The organism is Streptomyces sp. NBC_00236 (assembly GCF_036195045.1).
Lineage (GTDB): Bacteria > Actinomycetota > Actinomycetes > Streptomycetales > Streptomycetaceae > Streptomyces.
Genome location: NZ_CP108100.1, coordinates 4,218,585 through 4,236,852, shown reverse-complemented (window position 1 = coordinate 4,236,852; position 18,268 = coordinate 4,218,585). Strand labels below are relative to the sequence as shown.

The 18,268-nt window shown below is 67.9% G+C and carries 23 protein-coding genes and 1 tRNA gene; 5 read left to right on the top strand and 19 right to left on the bottom strand.

Annotation, left to right across the window (positions count from 1 at the left end; genetic code table 11):
- Positions 1 to 64: 64 nt before the first annotated feature.
- From OG446_RS19060 to OG446_RS19005, 12 genes are all read right to left on the bottom strand, one after another.
- Entirely contained in the window at positions 65 to 1,168 is a 1,104-nt protein-coding gene (locus tag OG446_RS19060) for a tyrosine-type recombinase/integrase (RefSeq protein ID WP_328895181.1), read from the bottom strand.
- Entirely contained in the window at positions 1,168 to 1,389 is a 222-nt protein-coding gene (locus OG446_RS19055; protein WP_443050164.1) for a helix-turn-helix domain-containing protein, read from the bottom strand. The genes OG446_RS19060 and OG446_RS19055 overlap by 1 nt, the downstream gene beginning before the upstream one ends.
- Before the next feature lie 2 nt (positions 1,390 to 1,391).
- Complete coding sequence (repSA, locus tag OG446_RS19050) at positions 1,392 to 2,807, bottom strand: replication initiator protein RepSA (protein ID WP_328895179.1); 1,416 nt, start codon at positions 2,805 to 2,807, stop codon at positions 1,392 to 1,394.
- A 91-nt stretch (positions 2,808 to 2,898) separates the two neighbouring features.
- Positions 2,899 to 3,213, bottom strand: a complete 315-nt coding sequence (locus tag OG446_RS19045; protein ID WP_328895178.1) for a SpdD-like protein — start codon at positions 3,211 to 3,213, stop codon at positions 2,899 to 2,901.
- A 27-nt stretch (positions 3,214 to 3,240) separates the two neighbouring features.
- Positions 3,241 to 3,396: a hypothetical protein gene (locus OG446_RS19040; RefSeq protein ID WP_328895177.1), complete on the bottom strand. Its 156-nt coding sequence runs from the start codon at positions 3,394 to 3,396 to the stop codon at positions 3,241 to 3,243.
- Between the two features lie 12 nt (positions 3,397 to 3,408).
- The gene (locus tag OG446_RS19035; protein ID WP_003967784.1) at positions 3,409 to 3,600 is read right to left on the bottom strand and encodes a mobile element transfer protein; all 192 of its coding nucleotides are present in this window, start codon (positions 3,598 to 3,600) and stop codon (positions 3,409 to 3,411) included.
- 5 nt (positions 3,601 to 3,605) lie between these two features.
- On the bottom strand, positions 3,606 to 3,791 hold the full coding sequence (locus tag OG446_RS19030) for a hypothetical protein (RefSeq protein ID WP_328895176.1): 186 nt from the start codon (positions 3,789 to 3,791) through the stop codon (positions 3,606 to 3,608).
- 18 nt (positions 3,792 to 3,809) lie between these two features.
- Positions 3,810 to 4,463, bottom strand: a complete 654-nt coding sequence (locus tag OG446_RS19025) for a DUF2637 domain-containing protein (RefSeq protein ID WP_328895175.1) — start codon at positions 4,461 to 4,463, stop codon at positions 3,810 to 3,812.
- Complete coding sequence (locus OG446_RS19020) at positions 4,463 to 4,648, bottom strand: hypothetical protein (RefSeq protein WP_328895174.1); 186 nt, start codon at positions 4,646 to 4,648, stop codon at positions 4,463 to 4,465. The genes OG446_RS19025 and OG446_RS19020 overlap by 1 nt, the downstream gene beginning before the upstream one ends.
- Positions 4,649 to 4,731: 83 nt before the next feature.
- Positions 4,732 to 6,087, bottom strand: coding sequence for an FtsK/SpoIIIE domain-containing protein (locus tag OG446_RS19015; RefSeq protein ID WP_328895173.1), 1,356 nt, complete (start codon positions 6,085 to 6,087; stop codon positions 4,732 to 4,734).
- A 2-nt stretch (positions 6,088 to 6,089) separates the two neighbouring features.
- A complete protein-coding gene (locus OG446_RS19010; RefSeq protein WP_326659849.1) occupies positions 6,090 to 6,449 on the bottom strand; it encodes an SCO3933 family regulatory protein in 360 nt (119 codons plus the stop codon).
- A 139-nt stretch (positions 6,450 to 6,588) separates the two neighbouring features.
- On the bottom strand, positions 6,589 to 7,368 hold the full coding sequence (locus tag OG446_RS19005) for a GntR family transcriptional regulator (RefSeq protein WP_328895172.1): 780 nt from the start codon (positions 7,366 to 7,368) through the stop codon (positions 6,589 to 6,591).
- A gap of 18 nt (positions 7,369 to 7,386) precedes the next feature.
- On the opposite strand from OG446_RS19005, the gene OG446_RS19000 reads away from it, so the two are divergent.
- Both OG446_RS19000 and OG446_RS18995 read left to right on the top strand, forming a co-directional pair.
- Positions 7,387 to 7,851: an NUDIX hydrolase gene (locus OG446_RS19000; RefSeq protein WP_328895171.1), complete on the top strand. Its 465-nt coding sequence runs from the start codon at positions 7,387 to 7,389 to the stop codon at positions 7,849 to 7,851.
- A gap of 477 nt (positions 7,852 to 8,328) precedes the next feature.
- Entirely contained in the window at positions 8,329 to 11,142 is a 2,814-nt protein-coding gene (locus OG446_RS18995; RefSeq protein WP_328895170.1) for a DNA methyltransferase, read from the top strand.
- A 205-nt stretch (positions 11,143 to 11,347) separates the two neighbouring features.
- Here the strand turns inward: OG446_RS18995 and OG446_RS18990 are convergent, their stop codons facing one another.
- The 5 genes from OG446_RS18990 to OG446_RS18975 all read right to left on the bottom strand — a co-directional run bounded on the left by OG446_RS18990 (position 11,348) and on the right by OG446_RS18975 (position 13,419).
- Entirely contained in the window at positions 11,348 to 11,656 is a 309-nt protein-coding gene (locus OG446_RS18990; RefSeq protein ID WP_328895169.1) for a hypothetical protein, read from the bottom strand.
- Positions 11,653 to 12,396, bottom strand: a complete 744-nt coding sequence (locus OG446_RS18985; RefSeq protein WP_328895168.1) for a GntR family transcriptional regulator — start codon at positions 12,394 to 12,396, stop codon at positions 11,653 to 11,655. Before OG446_RS18985 ends, OG446_RS18990 begins: the two co-directional genes overlap by 4 nt.
- Positions 12,393 to 12,617: a hypothetical protein gene (locus OG446_RS18980; RefSeq protein ID WP_328895167.1), complete on the bottom strand. Its 225-nt coding sequence runs from the start codon at positions 12,615 to 12,617 to the stop codon at positions 12,393 to 12,395. The genes OG446_RS18985 and OG446_RS18980 overlap by 4 nt, the downstream gene beginning before the upstream one ends.
- Positions 12,618 to 12,816: 199 nt before the next feature.
- The gene (locus OG446_RS37205; protein WP_443050162.1) at positions 12,817 to 13,128 is read right to left on the bottom strand and encodes a hypothetical protein; all 312 of its coding nucleotides are present in this window, start codon (positions 13,126 to 13,128) and stop codon (positions 12,817 to 12,819) included.
- Between the two features lie 12 nt (positions 13,129 to 13,140).
- Positions 13,141 to 13,419: a hypothetical protein gene (locus tag OG446_RS18975; protein WP_328895166.1), complete on the bottom strand. Its 279-nt coding sequence runs from the start codon at positions 13,417 to 13,419 to the stop codon at positions 13,141 to 13,143.
- Between the two features lie 78 nt (positions 13,420 to 13,497).
- Here OG446_RS18975 and OG446_RS18970 point away from each other — a divergent pair, with 78 nt between their 5' ends.
- Complete coding sequence (locus OG446_RS18970; RefSeq protein ID WP_328895165.1) at positions 13,498 to 14,253, top strand: GntR family transcriptional regulator; 756 nt, start codon at positions 13,498 to 13,500, stop codon at positions 14,251 to 14,253.
- 164 nt (positions 14,254 to 14,417) lie between these two features.
- On the opposite strand, the gene OG446_RS18965 is transcribed toward OG446_RS18970, so the two are convergent.
- Positions 14,418 to 14,504 (bottom strand) — tRNA-Ser (locus OG446_RS18965).
- 53 nt (positions 14,505 to 14,557) lie between these two features.
- Positions 14,558 to 16,045 carry a S1C family serine protease gene (locus OG446_RS18960; RefSeq protein WP_328895164.1) on the bottom strand — a complete coding sequence of 496 codons (1,488 nt, stop codon included), beginning with the start codon at positions 16,043 to 16,045 and terminating at the stop codon, positions 14,558 to 14,560.
- Positions 16,046 to 16,235: 190 nt separating this feature from the next.
- Between OG446_RS18960 and OG446_RS18955 the strand changes: the two genes are divergently transcribed.
- Together OG446_RS18955 and OG446_RS18950 are read left to right on the top strand one after the other, a co-directional pair.
- Positions 16,236 to 17,081 (top strand): glycerophosphodiester phosphodiesterase, encoded by an 846-nt coding sequence (locus OG446_RS18955; RefSeq protein WP_328895163.1) that lies wholly within the window; start codon positions 16,236 to 16,238, stop codon positions 17,079 to 17,081.
- A gap of 221 nt (positions 17,082 to 17,302) precedes the next feature.
- Positions 17,303 to 17,992 carry an ATP-binding protein gene (locus OG446_RS18950; protein WP_328895162.1) on the top strand — a complete coding sequence of 230 codons (690 nt, stop codon included), beginning with the start codon at positions 17,303 to 17,305 and terminating at the stop codon, positions 17,990 to 17,992.
- Positions 17,993 to 18,268 lie beyond the last annotated feature (276 nt).

Genomic DNA, 18,268 nt, shown 5'->3' with positions numbered 1-18,268 from the left:
GAGGCGAGGTAGAGGAACCGAGGGAAGGGGTGTCTCCCCATGGAGGCGCCCCTTCCACTTGCTGTCAGCCCTTGTAAAGCCACTCGTCCGCAGCAGCAGCAACCTGGTCATCACGACCGGCGACCGGCCGGGCGTAGTGCCGAGTGGTCACGCTCGCGTTCGAGTGCCCGAGCCGGTGAGCGGCGGTCATCACGCCGTACCGGTCGGCCACCCACGTCCCGTGCGAGGCGCGGAGATCGTGCGGCGTGACGTCAGTGAGCCCGGCCGCCGCCACGGCGGGATCGAAGTACGCCTTGCGCCACTGGTTGTAACGCAGGGGCTTGCCGCCAGGCGTGACGAAGAGGAGAGCGTCCTCCCCGCCAGGCAGCGTCTCCAGGTGCCGGCCGATCCGCGCCGCGAGTGACGGCCCGATCCGCAGGACCCGCTTCTGATGGGACTTGGGGGTGTCGAAGACGAGGGTGCCATTCGCTTCGGCCAGGTTCTCGTCGACGACCAGGCCGCCGGACACATCGATGTCCGCTCGCCGCAACGCGAACGCCTCACCGACCCGCAGACCCGCGTAGGCGAGCAAGGAGATCAGCAGGTCATGCGGTTTCGTCGCGCTCCGCACAATTCGTGAGGCTTCCAGCGGGGTGAGGATGTGCGGCTCGGTCTGCGGCATCCGAGGCAGCTTCACGCCCCTGCACGGGGTCTGCCCGATCATCTCGTTGTCGACGGCCGCCCGCATGATCTGCGAGAGCACCCGGTAGGCCTGCCTGATCCGCGATGCGCTGAGACCACGGGTCTTCATCGCGCCGACCCATTCCACGACGGTGATCGGCCGAAGGCTGGACAGCTCACGATCACCGAGAGCCGGAACGATCAGCGAGTTGATCAGAGACCGGTACGACGCCTGTGTCTTGTGCTTGAGCTGCGGGGAGACAGCGGTAAGCCATCGTGCCGACCAGTCGCGGACGGTGGTCTTCCCCTCGGTGGGGTCGAGCCAGCGGCCCTCCTCCATCTCGATTCGCTTCCGTGCCAGCCAGCGATCGGCGTCCGTCGTTGTCGCGAACGTCTGATCGGCGGCACGCAGCACGCCGTCAGGCCCCGGATACCGAGCCTGGAACCGGCCGGACGGCAGCTTCCGGATCCGACCGAAGGCGCGTCGGGACTTACGCTTCGCGGCCATCAGGCAGCCCTCCGGTACGGGTACGCCGAGGCGGGCCGCAAGACGATCGGCGCCACCGTGTGCGCACTGACGTACTCCTCCACGGCACTTTCGGGGATGCGGACGTGTCGGCCGACCTTGACGAACGTGATGCGGCGTTCCTCGATGAGCCGGCGAGGGAAGCGGAGGCCGGTGCCGAGGCGTTCGGCGACCTGATTCACGGTGAGCAGGCGGTCCGGCACGGTCACCACTCCCTCTCGTCGGCAGTGCGCTCCTTCAGTGCGTCGCGGGCGGTCTCACGGTTGCTCTGAAGGTCACGGGCGATGGTGGCGGCGAGAGCTCCTTCGCCGGGGGTGTGCCCGTGGCCGACGTACTGCCAGTCCGCCAGGACGAGGACGGTGTCCGGTTCACGGTCGGCCAGGCCGAGGACGGTCGCTTCCTGTGAAGCCCGGTAGTCGGCGCGTTCCTGGCGGAGGGCGCCGAGGGTGGTGGAGTAGGTGCGGGACTTGGACGAGAAGTGGCCGCGAAAGCCGAGCATGTGCGCCCAGGCCCAGAGGCGCCGGTCCGGATAGAGGCTGTCCAGCTCACGGCATGCGGTGATGAGTCGACGGGTGTGATCGGGAACGCGGTGGCGTTCGAGTTCGGCGAGTTCGCCGATGCGGCGGTCCAGGGTGCCGGTGTTCTCGGCGGCTTTGGTGGCGTACTTGGCCACGTACGAGGCGACTGCCTGTTCGGTGACGTCGGAACCGTCGCCGAAGGCTTTGACCGGGCGGACGTCGAGCTGTCGGCCCCAACGGAACGTCCGGGACGGCTGGTCACCGGCAGCCGGGACCGAGACCGAGGTGTACGAGTGCGCGGCGGCGGCTCGTATCGCGTCGGTGAGGGCGTCGACCGTGGCCCAGGCGGGCGGCGGTGTGCCGGGGCCCGCCGGGCCGTCGAGGCGTATGACGGAGTGGAAGTGGAGGGCCCCACGCTTCTGAAATTCGGCGACCTTGCCGAAGGAGACGCGGAGATGATCACCCAGCTCACGGCGTGGGATGCCGGCGTGGATGGCGAGTTCGCGGCGGAGTCGGGTGGTGAAGCGCTGCCAGAGCTGACCGGCCTGGTTGTTGAAGAGCACGGCGCCCGCGTAGTCGTAGGAGTCCGGATCGAGGGCGGTGCCGAGGTCCGGGGCGTCGGTGGCGTGCGGGGTTCCGCAGCGGCAGGTGCCACGGTCGGGGCGGTTGTGGACCGGGCCAAACGATGGGGCGGTGAGGGTCGCGAAGACGCGCGGGTGGTCGCGGACGGTGGCGGGGATGTCGCGGCGGTCGTCTCCGGCGAGGCCGGCGCGGATCAGGTGGTAGGTGTCGCCCGCGTAGGTCCAGGCGCAGGAGGGGCAGCGGGAGGCGCGGCGGTTGCCGCAGGCGATACGGAGGCGTCCACCCGGCTCGTACGCGGTGGAGTAGCGGTGCAGGGTCTCGCCGCTGGTCTTGTCCTTGTGGGTTACCCAGCCGCTCAGGTGGACGGGGTCGGCGCAGCCGCCAGTGCGGCGGATCTGGTCTTCCCAGCGGGTGTAGTCGGAGGCCGAGGCCACGCGGAGGACGTCCCCGAGGACGGCCGGGTCGAGCGTTGGAGCGGGCATGGACGGTTTCTGTGTCGAGGCTGAGGCCCGGTGGGCCATGCTGGGGGTTCCTTCCGGTTGCGAGTTCGATCGGTGGGGATGGCTCCCAGGCGGCGGATGCTTGGCGGTATCGAGGCCGCCCGGGGGCCGGTCAGCGGCGTTTGGCGTCCGAGGCGATCAGGGAGCGCAGGACGACCGCGCAGACGGCGACCGATGCGCTGGTGACGGCGACCGCCAGGAGCAGCGAGACCAGGACGGCGCCCACGACCAGGACGACGGCGGTGCCGGCGCCGACGAGCGCGAGCGCGGTGCCGGGGGCGAGCTGGAAGACCGACCGGGAAGGCGCCGGGGCGGCAGCGGGTACCGGGCCAGGCGTACCCGGGGTGATGGTGGTCGGCTGGATGACGGCGGGCGGGGTGACCAGGCCGGTGGGCTGGGGCATGGTCGGGATCTTGGGCTGGAACATGGTTGGTTCTCCTCTCCCGGGTGCGGGTTACTTGACGGCGGTATCGATGACGGAGGCGAAAAGGCTGTCGGCGAGGAGGTAGCCGCCAAGGAGGAGCACGCAGATCAGCCACAGCGGCGGGCGGAAGAGCTTGATACCGAGGTAGCCGACGGCCAGCAGGGCGAACCAGAGGGGGACGTCCATGGACGCTGTCTCCTAACGGACGGTGCAGCGGTGGGTGCGGGCGGCGAGTTGGGCGGCGGTCCGGCTGGAGTAGTCGGCGGACCAGCCGCAGCGGTCGGCGGTGCAGACGGCGGCGTGGGCGGTGCGGCCGGTGCGGTCGCGGTGGGTGCCGATCTGCACGGGGCCGATACGCATCACGGAGTGGAAGCTGTCGCGGGCGGGCATGCCGGTCAGTCCCTGTCGGTCGCGGGATCGGGGTACTGGGCGCGGATGCTGCGGGCGGTGGCCGGGGCGTCGACGCGTCGTGCGGCTTCCTCGGCGAGCAGGTGGGCGAGGAAGGGGCGTCCGGCCGCGGCCATGTCCCGCGCTCCGTCGAGGTAGTCGGCCACGGTCAGGTCGGCGGGGTGGTTGGTCATCTCGGTTCTCCTTTGCGGTCAGTTGAGGTGGGCGGCGATGGCGTCGGCGAGGTGGGGCGGGACGCCGAGGCGTGAGCGGAGGGTGTCGGTGTCGATCGGAGAGCCGGTGCGCGTGCGGTACTCGTCGGCGACCTTGCGGGCGTGGTCGACCAGTGCGGCGGGGACCTGCGGAGCCGGGGGCGAGGGCAGGGCCGGAGGCGTACTGGCTTCCTCATCCGGGGGCGGGGCCGGGACGGCGTCAGGCGCAGGGACGGGCCCGATGTCCTGCGCGTCCGCGACGGTGGCCGGCGGAACCGGCTCCGACTTCCCCGACGAGTGCGCGAGGAGGGTGCCGCCGAGGAAGGCGAGCGCAGGCCATCCGGCGATGCCGAGGCGGAGCGGGGCGGGCGGGTCGGCCAGGTCGAGAAACCCGGCGGTGGCGACGTTGGCACCGAGCGAGGCGAACAGGGCGACCAGGAACCAGCACCAGGCCAGCCGGGACGGTCCCTCACTGCGCAGTCGACGCCAGGCGGCGACAAGGAGGAGGTCGACGCTGACCGGGTAGGCCCATGCCTTCCAGCCGTCCTGTCCGGCTGCGGCGGCGAGGTCGTGCAGGTGGGCGAAGGAGAGGGCTCCGGCGATGACCGCCTGGATCAACACCGCGTCGATCCGGGGACCGTGCCGGGTGCCCATCAGGAGTCCTCAGCGGGGTCGGAGTCATCCGGGAACGTGCCCTGCGGCGGCTCCGGCAGCGACGCGGCGAGCGACGAGCTGACGGCGTCCGCGAAGTCGAGGTCGGCGCCGGCCATGTCGGCGTACAGGGCGAGTTGACCGAGGAGGAGCACGGTCCGGGCGAAGTCCTCGCAGTCCGGGCACATGGCGGTTCTCCCTTCTTTGGGCATGGAGGGGGTAGGGACCCGGCGCGAAGGCGGTCGCGCCTACCGGGTGGATCGGGGAGGAATCAGGCGGTGGCCGGAGAGGCCTTCGCCGAAGGCACGAGAGCGGTGGCGGGAGCAGTCACGGCAGGCCGGAAGGGGGCCAGCTCAGGCAGGTCCGGGGTGCGGTCGGCGTACCGGTTGCAGAGGTTCACGGCCTGGCGGAGCGAGGTGTGTGGAGCGCGGATGCGGTGCCACCCGCCGGACGAGTCGCCAGCGATGGCGAGGCCCCGCATGTCGGCGGGAATCTGGATGGCGGCGAGGACCGCGTCCGGGGCGATGTCGCCGAAGGCCATGTTGGCGGAGGTCTCGTCGTTGAGGCGGTGGGCGGTGCGGCCGGTGAGTTGGGCGCGGAGCATGGTGATGCCCTTGCCGAGTTCGGAGCCGAAGCGCTGTCCGCAGATTTCGAGGTAGATGCCGGCCGCGCGGCCGAGCTGTGCGAGACGGACCAGGGCAGTGATGATGCGGTCCCGCCGCCTCTCCTCCTCCTTCGTTGCGTACAGGGCGAGTTCGGCCACCTCATCGACCAGGACGACAACCGGGGTCGGGCGGAGTTCATCCGGCAGGTCCCAGATGTCGGCGGCGATCTCCGCGTCCGACACATCGACCGTGATGCGCTGCTGGGTACGGATGAGTCGGTAGACGTCTGCCATCCGGGCCACAAGTGCGTCGAGGAGTTCGGCGGCGGTGTCCGGGCTGTCGGCCAGCGCGGAGAACCGGCGGGCGAGCGGGAAGAGTTCGACTCCCTGCTTGCAGTCGATGCCGACGAGGGCGAGGTCCATGGGAGCGAGGCCGGCGACCAGGTTGCGTTGGTAGACGGACTTGCCGGACTCCGTGGCGCCGAGGGTGAGGGCGTGGGGTATCGCCCGGTAGTCGCGGTAGTGCACCGCCCCGTCCTCCCGAAGGGCGACCGGTACCCGCATCGGCCGGGTCTCTGTCTCAGCGGGCATCTGCACCCGCTTGAGCACGTCGTATCCGGTCATCCGGACTTCGACGACGCCGGACCGCACTTCACGCGAGGTGACGCCGAACATCGAGAACGAGTGCCGGAGCCGGTCCGAGGCCGCGGCGATGTCGAAGGCGTCCTGTCCGGGACGGAGCTTGAGCCGCAGGACCAGGCCGGTGCGCGTCGGCCGCAGCCGCCGGATGCGCGGCGGGCGGGGCTCAGGTATCGGCCGGTTTGCGGCCCGAGCCAGGGCTAACCGCCACCGTGCCGGCGGAACGGTCAACCCGCACGCGTCCATGACCGAGCGGTACCGGACCAGGACCCGCAACGCGGCCAGAGTGACCCCGAAGGCCAGCCAGTACCAGGCGGGGCGCCGCCACCGCAGGAGACCCGTAGCGGCGACGACCAACACAAGAGCGACCGTGAAGGCGGTCATGATCAGGCCGCCTTCGACCCAGCGGCGGCAACGTCGGCGAGCGAGGTGACCGCGACCGCGCGGAACGCGATGCCATGCCGCCGCTGACCGTTGAAGTCGTTCTCCCAGGGCCGGGCGACCAAGCCGGTGAGCGCGACCGGCGTACCCATGGACAGCTCACCGCTGATCCCGGGCTCCGGAACGGTGACGGACAGGATCTCCACCTCCTCGTTCGCCGCGAACATCACGTCCACCGTCATGAGCTGTGCACCGGTCTCCATGTCGGTGGCGATCTCACCGGTACGACGGTCACGCACCTTGACCTGCGGAGTCTTGGCGACCATTACGACCGCGCTGGAGGTGTCGACGGGAATCTGACGCACAGCAGATCACTCCTCTATAGATGCTGAACTCCGCCACTCATGTATATGAGTGACATGAAGAAGAGTGCATCACTCCTGTACATGAGTCAACCCGCCGCGAAGAAGAACTCGCGACGGGCTGCGGGGAGTTGAGCGTGCGTCAGTCGCCGGCAGGGATCCGGTACTCGAAAACGAACTGGTCAGCGGCCATGAGCGTGTCGCACACCTCGACCACGCGCCCCGCGGTCGTACGGGCCTCCCGGATCAGGTGAACCACGGGCGCACCAGGGCTGAGCGCCAGCTCCGACGCTTCCGACTTCGAGGCCGGACGCGCTTGCAGCGTCTCGACGAACTCCGCGAACTCATGCCCGTGGTCTTCGAGTCGGGCGTAGATGCCGCCGCCCCCGGGGTTCTCGGCGAACAGTTCCGGGATCTCCTTCACCACGTCCCAGGGCAGGTAGGACGAGGCGGTCTCGACCGGGGTGCCGTTACGGAAGTAGAGGCGCCGACGGGCCAGCACCTGCGTACCGGCGGGGACGCCCATGCGCTCGGCGGCATCCTCGGGCGCGTCCATGGGGCCGATGTAGAGGACGCTGACCTTCGCGGTGGCGCCGGACTGCGCGGACTCCGCGAGGTATGCGGCCTGGCCACTCTGCCGGAGCGAGCGCCGGAAGCGATCGGAGGAGCGGTGCCGCACGGGGGGCCGGTTCTTCACGATCGAGCCCTTGCCGTGCCGGGTCTCGACGAGCCCACTCGCCCGCACCTCGACCATGGCCTTACGGATCGTCCCGCCGGAGACTCCGTAGCGGTCCACCAGCTCGGATTCACTCGGCACCATGTCGCCGGCCTTGAGAACCCCCGTCCGGATCTGCTGCACGAGGTCATCAGCGATCTGCACATACCGAGGCCCGGAACCGGCCCCTCCCGCCGCAGTTCCCATAGTCCTTCCCTGCCTCCTATGCTCCTCTACATGAGTCAACCACAGGAAGCGACACCCCCTCCCCTGCACTCCGTCTCCGTAGCCGGAGTAGTGGTGCGCGAGGACGGCCGCCTCCTGGCGATCCGCCGAGCCGACAACGGCACCTGGGAGCTCCCCGGCGGCATCCTCGAACTCAACGAGACACCCGAGGCCGGCGTTGCCCGCGAGGTCTGGGAAGAGACAGGCATCCACGTCGAGGTGGACCATCTCACCGGCGTCTACAAGAACACGACCCGAGGCATCGTCGCCCTGGTCTTCCGCTGCAAACCCTCCGGCGGCACCGAGCGCACATCAAGCGAGTCGACAGCCGTCTCCTGGCTCACGCCCGACGAGGTCACCGAGCGCATGTCCGAGGTCTACGCGATCAGACTCCTGGACGCCCTGGACGACAAGGGCCCCCACGTGCGGAGCCACGACGGCAAGCAACTCACCACAGCGGGATAAGACTTTCTCTACTTCATCAAGGCCCGCGCACGGCGCGGGCGCGCGCCGCCGGGCGCGGCCTGCCTCCTGTCTCCGCCCCGGCTGGCCGCGCCCGGCGGCGCGCTCGGGGGCTGCGGGCATGAAGTGGGAGACACCCCTCTGTGGCTGGGGCGGTCGGCTCCACGGCTTTAGGCAGCCACTTTGGGGCGAGCCTCTAAGATCATGGCCCCAACGTCGTGCTTTAACGGGCAGGTCCACAGACTGCCCGACTCGCCGGAAGCTTAAGGGGCCATGATCACTCGCCACAAAGCAGCTCCAGCCCAAAGCCGCTCCGCCGACCTTGCCAGGCAGCTACGATTCACTTCCACACGATATGTCCGATTGGTGGCTGCCAAACGACCTACGCGCGGCTGCGCCCCAACCGTCGCCCTCCCCAGGGCACCACTTTCGCAACGCAGCGTCGTTGTCTGTCACAGCTCGCAGTCGTAAGATCCATACATGGCGAAGCCCTTGTCCCTGAACGAGATCCGCATTCGCGCCGCAAGGTTTTTTGGTGAGTGGAAAAACTCGCCCGGCGATGAGCGGCAAGATGCCCAGTCGTTCGTGCGTGATCTTCTGAAGGTCTACGGCGTGACCGAGACCCGCGCTGCGTTCTACGAGAAGCGCGTCAAGAAGGCCTCTTCAGGTGGTCAGGGGTACATCGACGCCCTCATACCAGGCTTGGCCCTGATCGAGATGAAGTCAGCGGGCAAGAATCTCGTCGTTGCCGAACAGCAAGCTTTGGACTACGTGAACGGCCTGACCGAGGTCGAGTCCCCGCGCTGGATACTCACTAGCGATTTCAAGAAGTTCCGCCTTCTGGACCTGACCGCCCCTAAAGGCGAAGACATCACTGAATGGAACATCGAGGATTTTCCGAAGAACTCGGATCGCTTGGCGTTTTTCGCCGGTTACGGGGTGCGGCAGTTCGCTTCGCCCACACAGGAGCAGGCCTCCATCTCGGCCGCGCAACTCATGGCCGGCCTCTACGAGAGCCTTGAAGGCTCAGGGTACGACGATCACTCTGCCAGTGTCTTCCTGGTGCGCACACTGTTTGCCCTATACGCCGATGACTCCGGCGTATGGGAGCGCGACTTGTTCCTGCAGTTCCTGACCGACCGCACTAGCGAGGACGGCTCCGACCTCGGGGCGCAGCTATCGATGCTTTATCAGGTCATGGCTACCCCGGTCGGGAAGCGGCAGAACAACCTCGACGAGCTAATGTCCCGCTTCCCGTATGTCAACGGCGGCGTGTTCGAGGAACCGCTAACAATCCCAGCGTTCAACGCCGAGATGCGCGGCAAGCTCATGGACGCCGCCATGTACAACTGGTCATCCATCAGTCCCGCCATTTTCGGCTCTCTTTTCCAGGCCGTGAAAGACAAGAAGGCCCGGCGCGAGCTCGGCGAGCACTACACGACCGAGACAAACATTTTGAAGGTCATCGGTCCGATGTTCCTCGACGACTTGCGTCAGCGCTTCGCCGACCACCAGCATGACATCAAGAAGCTGGAAGGCCTCCGCGAGCACATGGGGAGAATGCGCTTCCTCGACCCCGCTTGTGGGTGTGGCAATTTTCTGGTCGTCGCCTACCGTGAAATGCGGGCTCTGGATTTGGCGGTCCTCGAACGACTGCAGGCACTCAGAGGAAAAGGCTGGCAAGAAGGAACCATGTTCTTCGATGAGACGCTCCTGCCAGTGCGTCTGGAGAACTTCCACGGAATCGAGCTCGAAGAATGGCCGGCCCGCATCGCTGCGACCGCACTGCATCTGGTCGAGCACCAAGCCAACCAGGCCCTTGAACTCACGCTCGGCATGGGTCCTGACCCTCTGCCTCTGAATAAAATCCACACCATCCAGGCCGGCAACGCCCTCCACATGGACTGGAACTCTGTGCTGCCTGCGAGCAATGACGTCTATGTGCTGGGCAACCCACCCTTCATCGGCATGAACCGCATGACCCCGGAACAGCATAAGGACAACCGCCTGGTGTTCACCAAGGTCGATGCGAAGGGACTGCGAACGGGACGTCTGGACTACGTGGCCTGCTGGTACGCCAAGGCGATGGACTACCTGCGCCATGCAGGAGAAGCACGGGTGGCGTTTGTGTCCACGAATTCCATCACCCAAGGTGAACAAGCGCGCACCATGGTTCCCCTTCTAGACCGCAACGGCTTCGCCGTGGACTTTGCCCACCAGACCTTCAAGTGGACCTCCGAGGCCCCTGCAGCAGCTGTTGTTCACTGCATTGTCGTCGGCTTTTCCGGCAAGGCTCGACGCGCCCGAAACACCCGCCTGTTCTCCTATAAGGACATTGCCCGAGAACCCATTGAGAAGCCGACGAGCCGTCTCAACTTTTATTTGTCTGACGGCCCTGATTTGGTGCCAGCAAAACTGACAGCACCTGCAGTTCAAGGCATGCCTAATGCCCACAAGGGCAGCCAACCCACCGACGGCGGACACCTACTGGTCACCGAAGCGGAGTATCCGAACGTCGCAGCCGACCCTAACGCAGCCCCTTATCTGCGTCGCTTTGTCCAAGGTAAGGACATGTTGCAGGGCAAACCACTGCGCTGGTGCCTGTGGCTCAGAGACGCCAACCCAGCCCACATCAAAGCGTCGGCGCTGCTTCACACTCGGCTGGATGGCGTAAAGGAAGCACGTCTGGAGTCTCCGACTGAATCGGTGCAGGAGTACGCAAACCAACCGGGCCTGTTCACGCAGGATCGTCAACCCAGCACAGACTACTTCGCCCTTCCAGAGGTTTCCTCAGAGAACCGCCGGTGGATTCCTGGGCGTTTCTTCACGCCTGAGACTGTAGCTGGTAATAAGCTCATCATTTTTCCCGAGGCTGATCCCTGGCATGCAGCACTTCTCCAGTCCTCCATGTTTATGGCCTGGGTTGAAACCTTCGCCGGACGCCTTAAGTCCGACATCTCCCTGTCTCCTGGACTGGCCTATTTTCCGATCCCCTGGCCGATCCCAACCAAGAAACAGAGGACGTCACTGGCCGAGGCTTGGCAAAAGGTCGAGGAGGCACGAGCGGCTTATCCCACATCGACTCTTTCCGACCTCTACGACAAATACGCAATGCCGGACCGCATTTTGAGTGCACATCAGAGCCTGGATGTCGCAGTTGATAGCTTGTTTAGTGGACGGAAAAAGCTCTTGGATAACACAGAGCGTTTGACTGTGCTGCTGACAGCCTACGAACGAATTACAACCGCCGGACAGCTCGCAATGCCGAAAGCTCGCCGCCGGGCAAGAAATTGAGAGGCCGCCGGTAGGCGAGGTCGCGATCTAGCGGATCCTCCATACTGGTAGACACTGACGTCAAGGGGCGGTGACTGCTCCCAGCCGAGATGGCAGGCCTTTGGACCATTCGTGGACGAGATGACAATGGCCAGAAGCCCATGGCGCCTGAGCTGGTCAGAGCCATGGGCCTCTCTCTCGCTGTGCTACTCAGCGGGACCGTAGATCAATAGGCGGACTCACGCGGATCGCTCGTTGCCCGGAGGTGGCCGCGGCTCGTTGCGACGCGGTAGACGTCCCGCAGAGCCCCAGTCAGCCCTTTGGCCAGGCACCGCATCTCGTCAAGAGTCGTGTCCCGGCTGTCAAGAACTTCGGTGGCCTCTTCCAGCAGTGCGCCTGCCGTGCCGAGTTGGATGGCTTCGATGCTGTCTGCGAGGCGGGACATGTAGCCGTCCGGGTCGTCAGTGCTCAGGTAGCAGGGCTTGTTCTCCGGGCCTGACCACGGAAGCAACCGCATTTCGTCCTGTGCCGTCATCCTTGAGTCTGCCTTTCGTCGAGCACGTGGTGGGCGGTGAAGACCGCATCAACGCGGGCTCCCGGGAAAGCCAGAAGCGCAGCCTCGACGACGCGGCCGGTGGAGTCGGTGGCGATGCGGGTAATCGCGAGGATGGCCGTAGCGGATCCGATCCGGAGGGCCGAGGCTTCGTCCGGAGTCGGAGAGCGGGCGCAGACCGTCTCGCGGACGGTGGCCGGCGACGGGCCGAGGACGGCGAATCTCGTGGCGGCCTCCCGGCACACGGAGTCGTCGTCGAGTACTCCGGCCGGGGCCAGGTCGCGCGGGATGTAGATGCGGGCCAGGCCGTGCGGCGACCCTTGTTCGAGGCCGAGGCAGGTGTACTCGGCGAGAGGGGTGGCCGTCGGCACCTTCAGCAAGGTTGTCAGGTACACGGAGGCCGGAACCGTAGTGCTGCGAACCGTGACGCGCACCGTTGGCTCGGCGGCGGTCCAGGGGTCCAGCGTGCCCCAACCGCCGACGTACATGATCTTGCGGCGGGGGCGACGGACGTAGTTGCCCTTGCCGTGGATCTTCTCGACGAGCCCTTCGCCCTGGAGTACGGCGAGAGCACGGCGCAGGGTCACTGTGCTGACCTTGTACCGGGTGGCCAGGCCGACTTCGGACGGTAGGCGCTCACCAAGCTTGATGCGGCCAGTCGTGATCTCGTGGCGAAGATCGTCGGCGATGTCGTGGTGACGAGAGGGCACGGAGCCGGTCACCGCCTTCTCAGCAGTCGCACGGCAACGAGCCGAGTACGCGTGTGTATGGCCAGCAGCTCGCCCGACTCGAAGACCAGTTGTTTGGCCCCTTGGGGGAGTTGAAAGAGGTTTCTCACCCGGCATGCCTGGCCGCCGAGTTGAATGATGTCGCCGCGCTGCACGGTGGCCGCGGTGACCTCAATATGGGAAACCAGCGCACCGACGGGGACTTGAGGCCTCACAGCGCCACCTCCACGACCGCGGACAGCTCGGGCGTCGAGTGGCACGGGCAATCGCACGCCTCATAGATCACGGGGACGTCGACCGGTGCCAAGAACGGGGAGGACTCAACGCAGGAGGAGTGTGTGCCGATCCGGCACGCGATCGAGCGGTAGGGGACGGAGGTGGTGTCCGCACCGCACGGCTGTTGACGAGGTGGCATCAGCGAACCCCCGCGAGGGTCGACCAGGCATCGGCCGGCAGACGAGGCGCGACGACCACCGCTCGCGTCCGTACACGCGCTTCCCACGCCACCAGGTACGGACGGACAAGCGCGACGTCCTCACCCCTCAAGGGGCGACGGTGGACTGCACCAGCCGAAGCCTGGCCCAGGAAGACGGTCGCAGCGTCAGCCGACGCGGCGGGGGTCGGAGGGGCCAGCGGCCGGGAGGGCGTTAAGGGGCGGCGGTGCCGGCCCTTGGGGAAGTACCGCTCCCTGGTGAGCGAGGCGGCACGGCGGATACGGTTGAGCATGCTGTTCAGCTCCTATCGCTGATAGCCCGGTCCCCCGACATCGCCCGTCGTGGGGACCGTTTTGCGTACGACCGCCCATAAGGTGCGGCCGTTCAAGCTGGTGGCCAGGAGTCCGAATCGATCGGCATCGGCCACCACGTCCAGGACCTCCCGCCATGACTCGGCGGAGAGCGTTTCCGGTACTTCTGCCTCGACCGTCGTGAACCGGTTGTGCTCCTCCACGCGCGTGGGGAGCCCGACGGCGGACAGCCGGGCGGCGATGGCCGCCGCACTCATTCCCGAAGCGGACACAGGGCAGCCTCCGTCACCAGCAATCACGTTCAGTGACGCTAGTTAACTAGATTAGAGCTAGTGGACTAGATTTTCCATATGTCTGAGCAACCGCCGTATCTCCGCATCGCCGACGAACTCCGGCAGCGCATCGCGGAGCACGTCTGGGAACCGGGGGACCGCCTTCCCTCCCGCGCGCAGATCGGCCAGGAGTGCGGCGTGGGCGAGAACGTGGTGCGCCGGGCACAGGAGTTGCTGATCTCCCAGGGAGTGCTGGAAGGCCGAGCCGGATCGGGCACCTACGTCGCCGAAGCCCGGCAACGGGTTCGAGTCGTGCGGTCGTCCGCACGCGAACAGCCCACGGGGTCCCCGTTCCGCCAGGACATGAAGGCTCTCGGCAGACAGAGCGACTGGGAGAGCCGGACCGAGGCGAAGGTGCCGGCCCCGACAGAGATCGCCGCGCGGCTGGGGATCGCCGAGGGCGAGTTGTGTGTGCGGACGACGTACGAGTTCCTGGCTGACGGCAGGCCAGTGCAGTTGTCGACGAGTTGGGAGCCGTACGACCTCACCGCCGGCACACTCGTCGTCCTCCCCGAAGGAGGGCCGCACGCCGGGGCAGGTGTCGTGAACCGCATGGCCGAGATCGGCGTCACCGTCAGCCATGCGGTGGAGCAGCCGGAGCCACGGCAGGCGACCGCCGAGGAGGCGTCGCTACTCGGCATCCAGAAGGCCGCACTCGTGACGCACATCCGGCGGACGTACTACAGCGACCAGGGCCGCCCCGTGGAGACAGCCGACATCGTGGTGCCCGCAGCGCACTGCGAGATCGTCTACGAGATCCCGATCAGTCGCTGACGGGTCGGCCCCAGCAGCTACGAAGAGCAGCCCTCAGCCGTGCCCCCCGCGTGCCCCTTCCGTGCCCGATAGACCGGGAAACCAGGGGGAACAGCGGTGATAGGCAGGGACCGGGCATGGCAACGGCCCCCGACCATACGTACTGGTCAGGGGCCGTTCACCTGCGGTGGGTGTGGGATTTGAACCCACGGTGACATCGCTGCCACGACGGTTTTCAAGACCGTTCCCTTAGGCCGCTCGGGCAACCCACCCCGCGTCGGCAACCGGTGAGGACCGGTTTCGACGCGGAGGACAGCCTAGCCGGTCAGCTGTCGCCCTTGCGCTCGCCCAGGGTGACTTCCACCGTGGACGTCTTGCCGTCGCGCTTGTACGTCAGCGTGACCTTGTCGCCCGGCTTGTGCGTCCAGATCTCACCGATCAGGGTCGGGCCGCTGTCGACGACGGTGTCGTTGAACTTCGTGATGACATCGCCCGCCCGGAGGCCGGCCCGGGCCGCGGGGCCGTCCTTCGAGACCGCTTCCGTGCCACCGGCGCCCTGGTCCGAGATGACCGCACCACCGGTCTTCTCGTCCATCGTCACCGTGGCGCCGATGACCGGGTAGACCGGCTGGCCGGTCTTGATCAGCTGCTGGGCGACGTTCTTCGCCTGGTTGATCGGGATCGCGAAGCCGAGGCCGATGGAACCGGCCTGGCTCTGGCCGGTGCTTCCGGTCGACTGGATCGCGGAGTTGATGCCGATGACCGCACCGCCGGCGCTCAGCAGCGGGCCGCCGGAGTTGCCCGGGTTGATCGAGGCGTCGGTCTGCAGCGCGCTCATGTACGAGTTGCTGCCTCCGGAGCCGTCGCCGGAGGCGACCGGGCGGTTCTTCGCACTGATGATGCCCGTGGTCACCGTGTTGGACAGACCGAACGGGGCACCGATCGCGATCGTCGAGTCGCCGACCGCCACCTGGTCCGAGTTGCCCAGCGGCAGCGGGGTGAGCCCCTGCGGCGGGTTCTTGAGCTTCAGGACGGCCACGTCGTAACCCTGGGCCCGGCCGACCACCTCGGCGTCGTACTTCTTGCCGTTGGAGAACGTCGCCGTGAGCTGGCCGCTGTCCGCCGCGGAGGCCACCACGTGGTTGTTCGTGAGGATGTGGCCTTCCTTGTCGTACACGAAGCCGGTGCCGGTACCGCCCTCGCCGTCACCGCCCTGCGCGTCGATCGTGACCACGCTGGGGAGCGCCTTGGCCGCGACACCCGCGACCGTGCCCGGGTCGCGCTTGAGGTCCTGGGGGGTGCCCGACGCGGCGACCGTGGTCGAACCGGAGGAGCCGGAGTCGTTGTTGCTGTCGGCGGCCCAGAAGCCGAGGGCTCCGCCGACTCCGCCCGCGACGAGTGCCGCGACGACCACCGCGGCCACCAGGCCGCCCGCGCCCCGTTTGCGCGGCGCGTCGGGTGTCTGCGGCTGGGCGGGCGCGCCCCACACGGGGCCGCCGCCCTGCGCCCCGTGGGCGTACGACGGGACCGCAGGCGGGGGCGGGGGCCAACCGGCATCGGCCGCGGACTGCGGTGCGGCCGGGGGTGCGTACTGCGGCGCGGCCGGCGGAACCGGGGCCATGGGCGTGGTCGCCGGGTTCTGGGCGGGGGAGGGCGGCTGCTGCTGTGTGGTCATCGCGTCCGGGTGCGGCGGGGCGGCGGGCGCGCTCTCGGGGGGACCCTGGGGAGCGTCGGCCGGCACTGGAGGTGCGGACGGAACGGACGGGGCGGCCTCGGCCGCGTTGCCCTCGTTGCCCTCGTTCTCTGTGCTCACAGCTCTTTACTCCTCGGTTCCACATCATCATTCGGCAAGAGATCCGCTGTGTACGTGTCTGGAGTCAGCTTTTCCCACGGCACGTCAGGCCACTGTAAGCAGGACCTGTGCATCTGCGCACGGCCCTTTACATCGGACAAAACGACCTCGTGTCACCAGGTGTACGCGTCCGTGGTCTCCCGGTGACACCATGATGCGGGTGACCCAAGCACGGCAGCAGCCCCCGAGCCAGCATCCCATCCAGGTCATCGCACACCGGGGTGCGTCCGACGACGCTCCCGAGCACACCCTGGCCGCGTACCGGAAGGCGATCGAGGACGGCGCCGACGCCCTGGAGTGCGACGTACGGCTCACGGCCGACGGCCATCTCGTATGCGTACACGACCGACGGGTGAACCGCACGTCCAACGGCCGGGGCGCGGTCTCGGCCCTGGAGCTCAACGAACTCGCGGCCCTCGACTTCGGCTCGTGGAAGGACCGCGAGGAGGCGGAGTCCCCGGACTGGGACCCGGTGCCCGGTGAGCTCACCTCCGTACTCACCCTGGAACGGCTCCTCGAGCTCCTCGTCGAGACGAGGGCCGCCGGCCGGCCGCTGCAACTGGCCATCGAGACCAAGCACCCGACGCGCTGGGCGGGCCAGGTCGAGGAGCGGCTGCTGCACCTGCTGAAGCGCTTCGAGCTCGACGTGCCGCCGTCCGACGCCCCTTCGCCGGTCCGCATCATGAGCTTCTCGGCCCGCTCGCTGCACCGCGTCAAGGACGCCGCGCCCCAGCTGCCCACCGTCTACCTGATGCAGTTCGTCTCTCCGCGGCTGCGTGACGGACGACTGCCGGCCGGTGCCCGGATCGCCGGTCCGGGGATGCGGATCGTACGCAGCCACCCGGGGTACATCGACCGTCTGCACCGCGCCGGTCATCGGGCGCACGTCTGGACGGTCAACGAACCGGAGGACGTCGAGCTCTGCATCCGGCTCGGGGTCGAAGCGATCATCACGAACCGTCCGAAGCAGGTTCTGGCCCAGCTGGGGCGCGCGTAGCGGGAACGGCGAGGGAGGCGGGAACGGCGAGGGTAGTGCGACCGGTGGAGTCGGCACCCGCGAGGGCGCCGTCCGGGAGCGGTGACGGAGAGCGGTCACCGGGACCGGTGACACGCCGCAGGCACCGGGAGCGGTGGCTGCGGAACAACCGGGGAGGCACCCCCGCACTATCGGTCACAGGGAGTACACCGGCGCATTCGCCGCGTACCCGATCGTTACGAGTGCGTCACTCGCAGGCCATTGGCCGGTTTCCGGTCCAGTCCAGGGGGGCATCCACTCCGTGGCGTGGGGCAAAGGAGGTCTCGGGGGTGGCGTTGGTGGTGGCACAGGAAGTGCCCACGTCGTCGAGCATGGCCGTACCCCATGGCCCTGCGGGCGTGGGTCAGGCACGGCACCGGATGCGTGAGCAGTTGCGCAGCCACGGGGTGTCGGATTCGGTCGTCGACGATGCTGTATTGATTCTTTCCGAACTGCTCAGCAACGCCTGCCGGCACGGCAGGCCGCTGGGTCGGCACACCGATGTGGGAGACGGCGATGTGCGCGCCGCCTGGCGCGTCGACAGAACGGGCGGGCTGACCGTCGAGGTGACGGACGGAGGCGGCCCGACGCGGCCGGTTCCGGCCACTCCTTCGGTGACCGCTCGCGGCGGCCGGGGCCTCAACATCATCAGCGCCCTCGCCGAGGAGTGGGGTGTGCGGGACAACGCGTCGGGCGAGGTCACGGTCTGGGTGCTGGTCAACGAGGGGCACGGAGATTCCGACGGACGGCCTGCCGCACGGGGCACCGGGCGGGGCCCAGGCACGGCAGGGGCAGGGGCAGGGGCAGGGCTATCAGACCGCGGCTCGGGGGTGAACGGTGCGGCGGGTCTCGACGGGCTGGATTTCGCCGGCGCGTTCGACGACGTGGGCTGAACCGGGGTGGCGCACCACGGTGGCGGCGCCGGGACCGCCGGAAGACCGAAACGCCGGGACCGGAAGGCCGGGACCGGAAGGCCGCGGCAACAGGACCGGGTGGCCGGAGCACCAGGACCGGGTGGCACGGATGCCCAGGTGCCGGAACACCAGGACCGCCGGGACCGCCGGAAGACCGGGACCGCCGAACGCCCGGAGCACCGGGAGACCTGTCCCCCCGGGGGGCCTGCTGCCGGGTCGGCTGTGCCCCGTGCGGCGCACGGGCGGCTAGGCTCG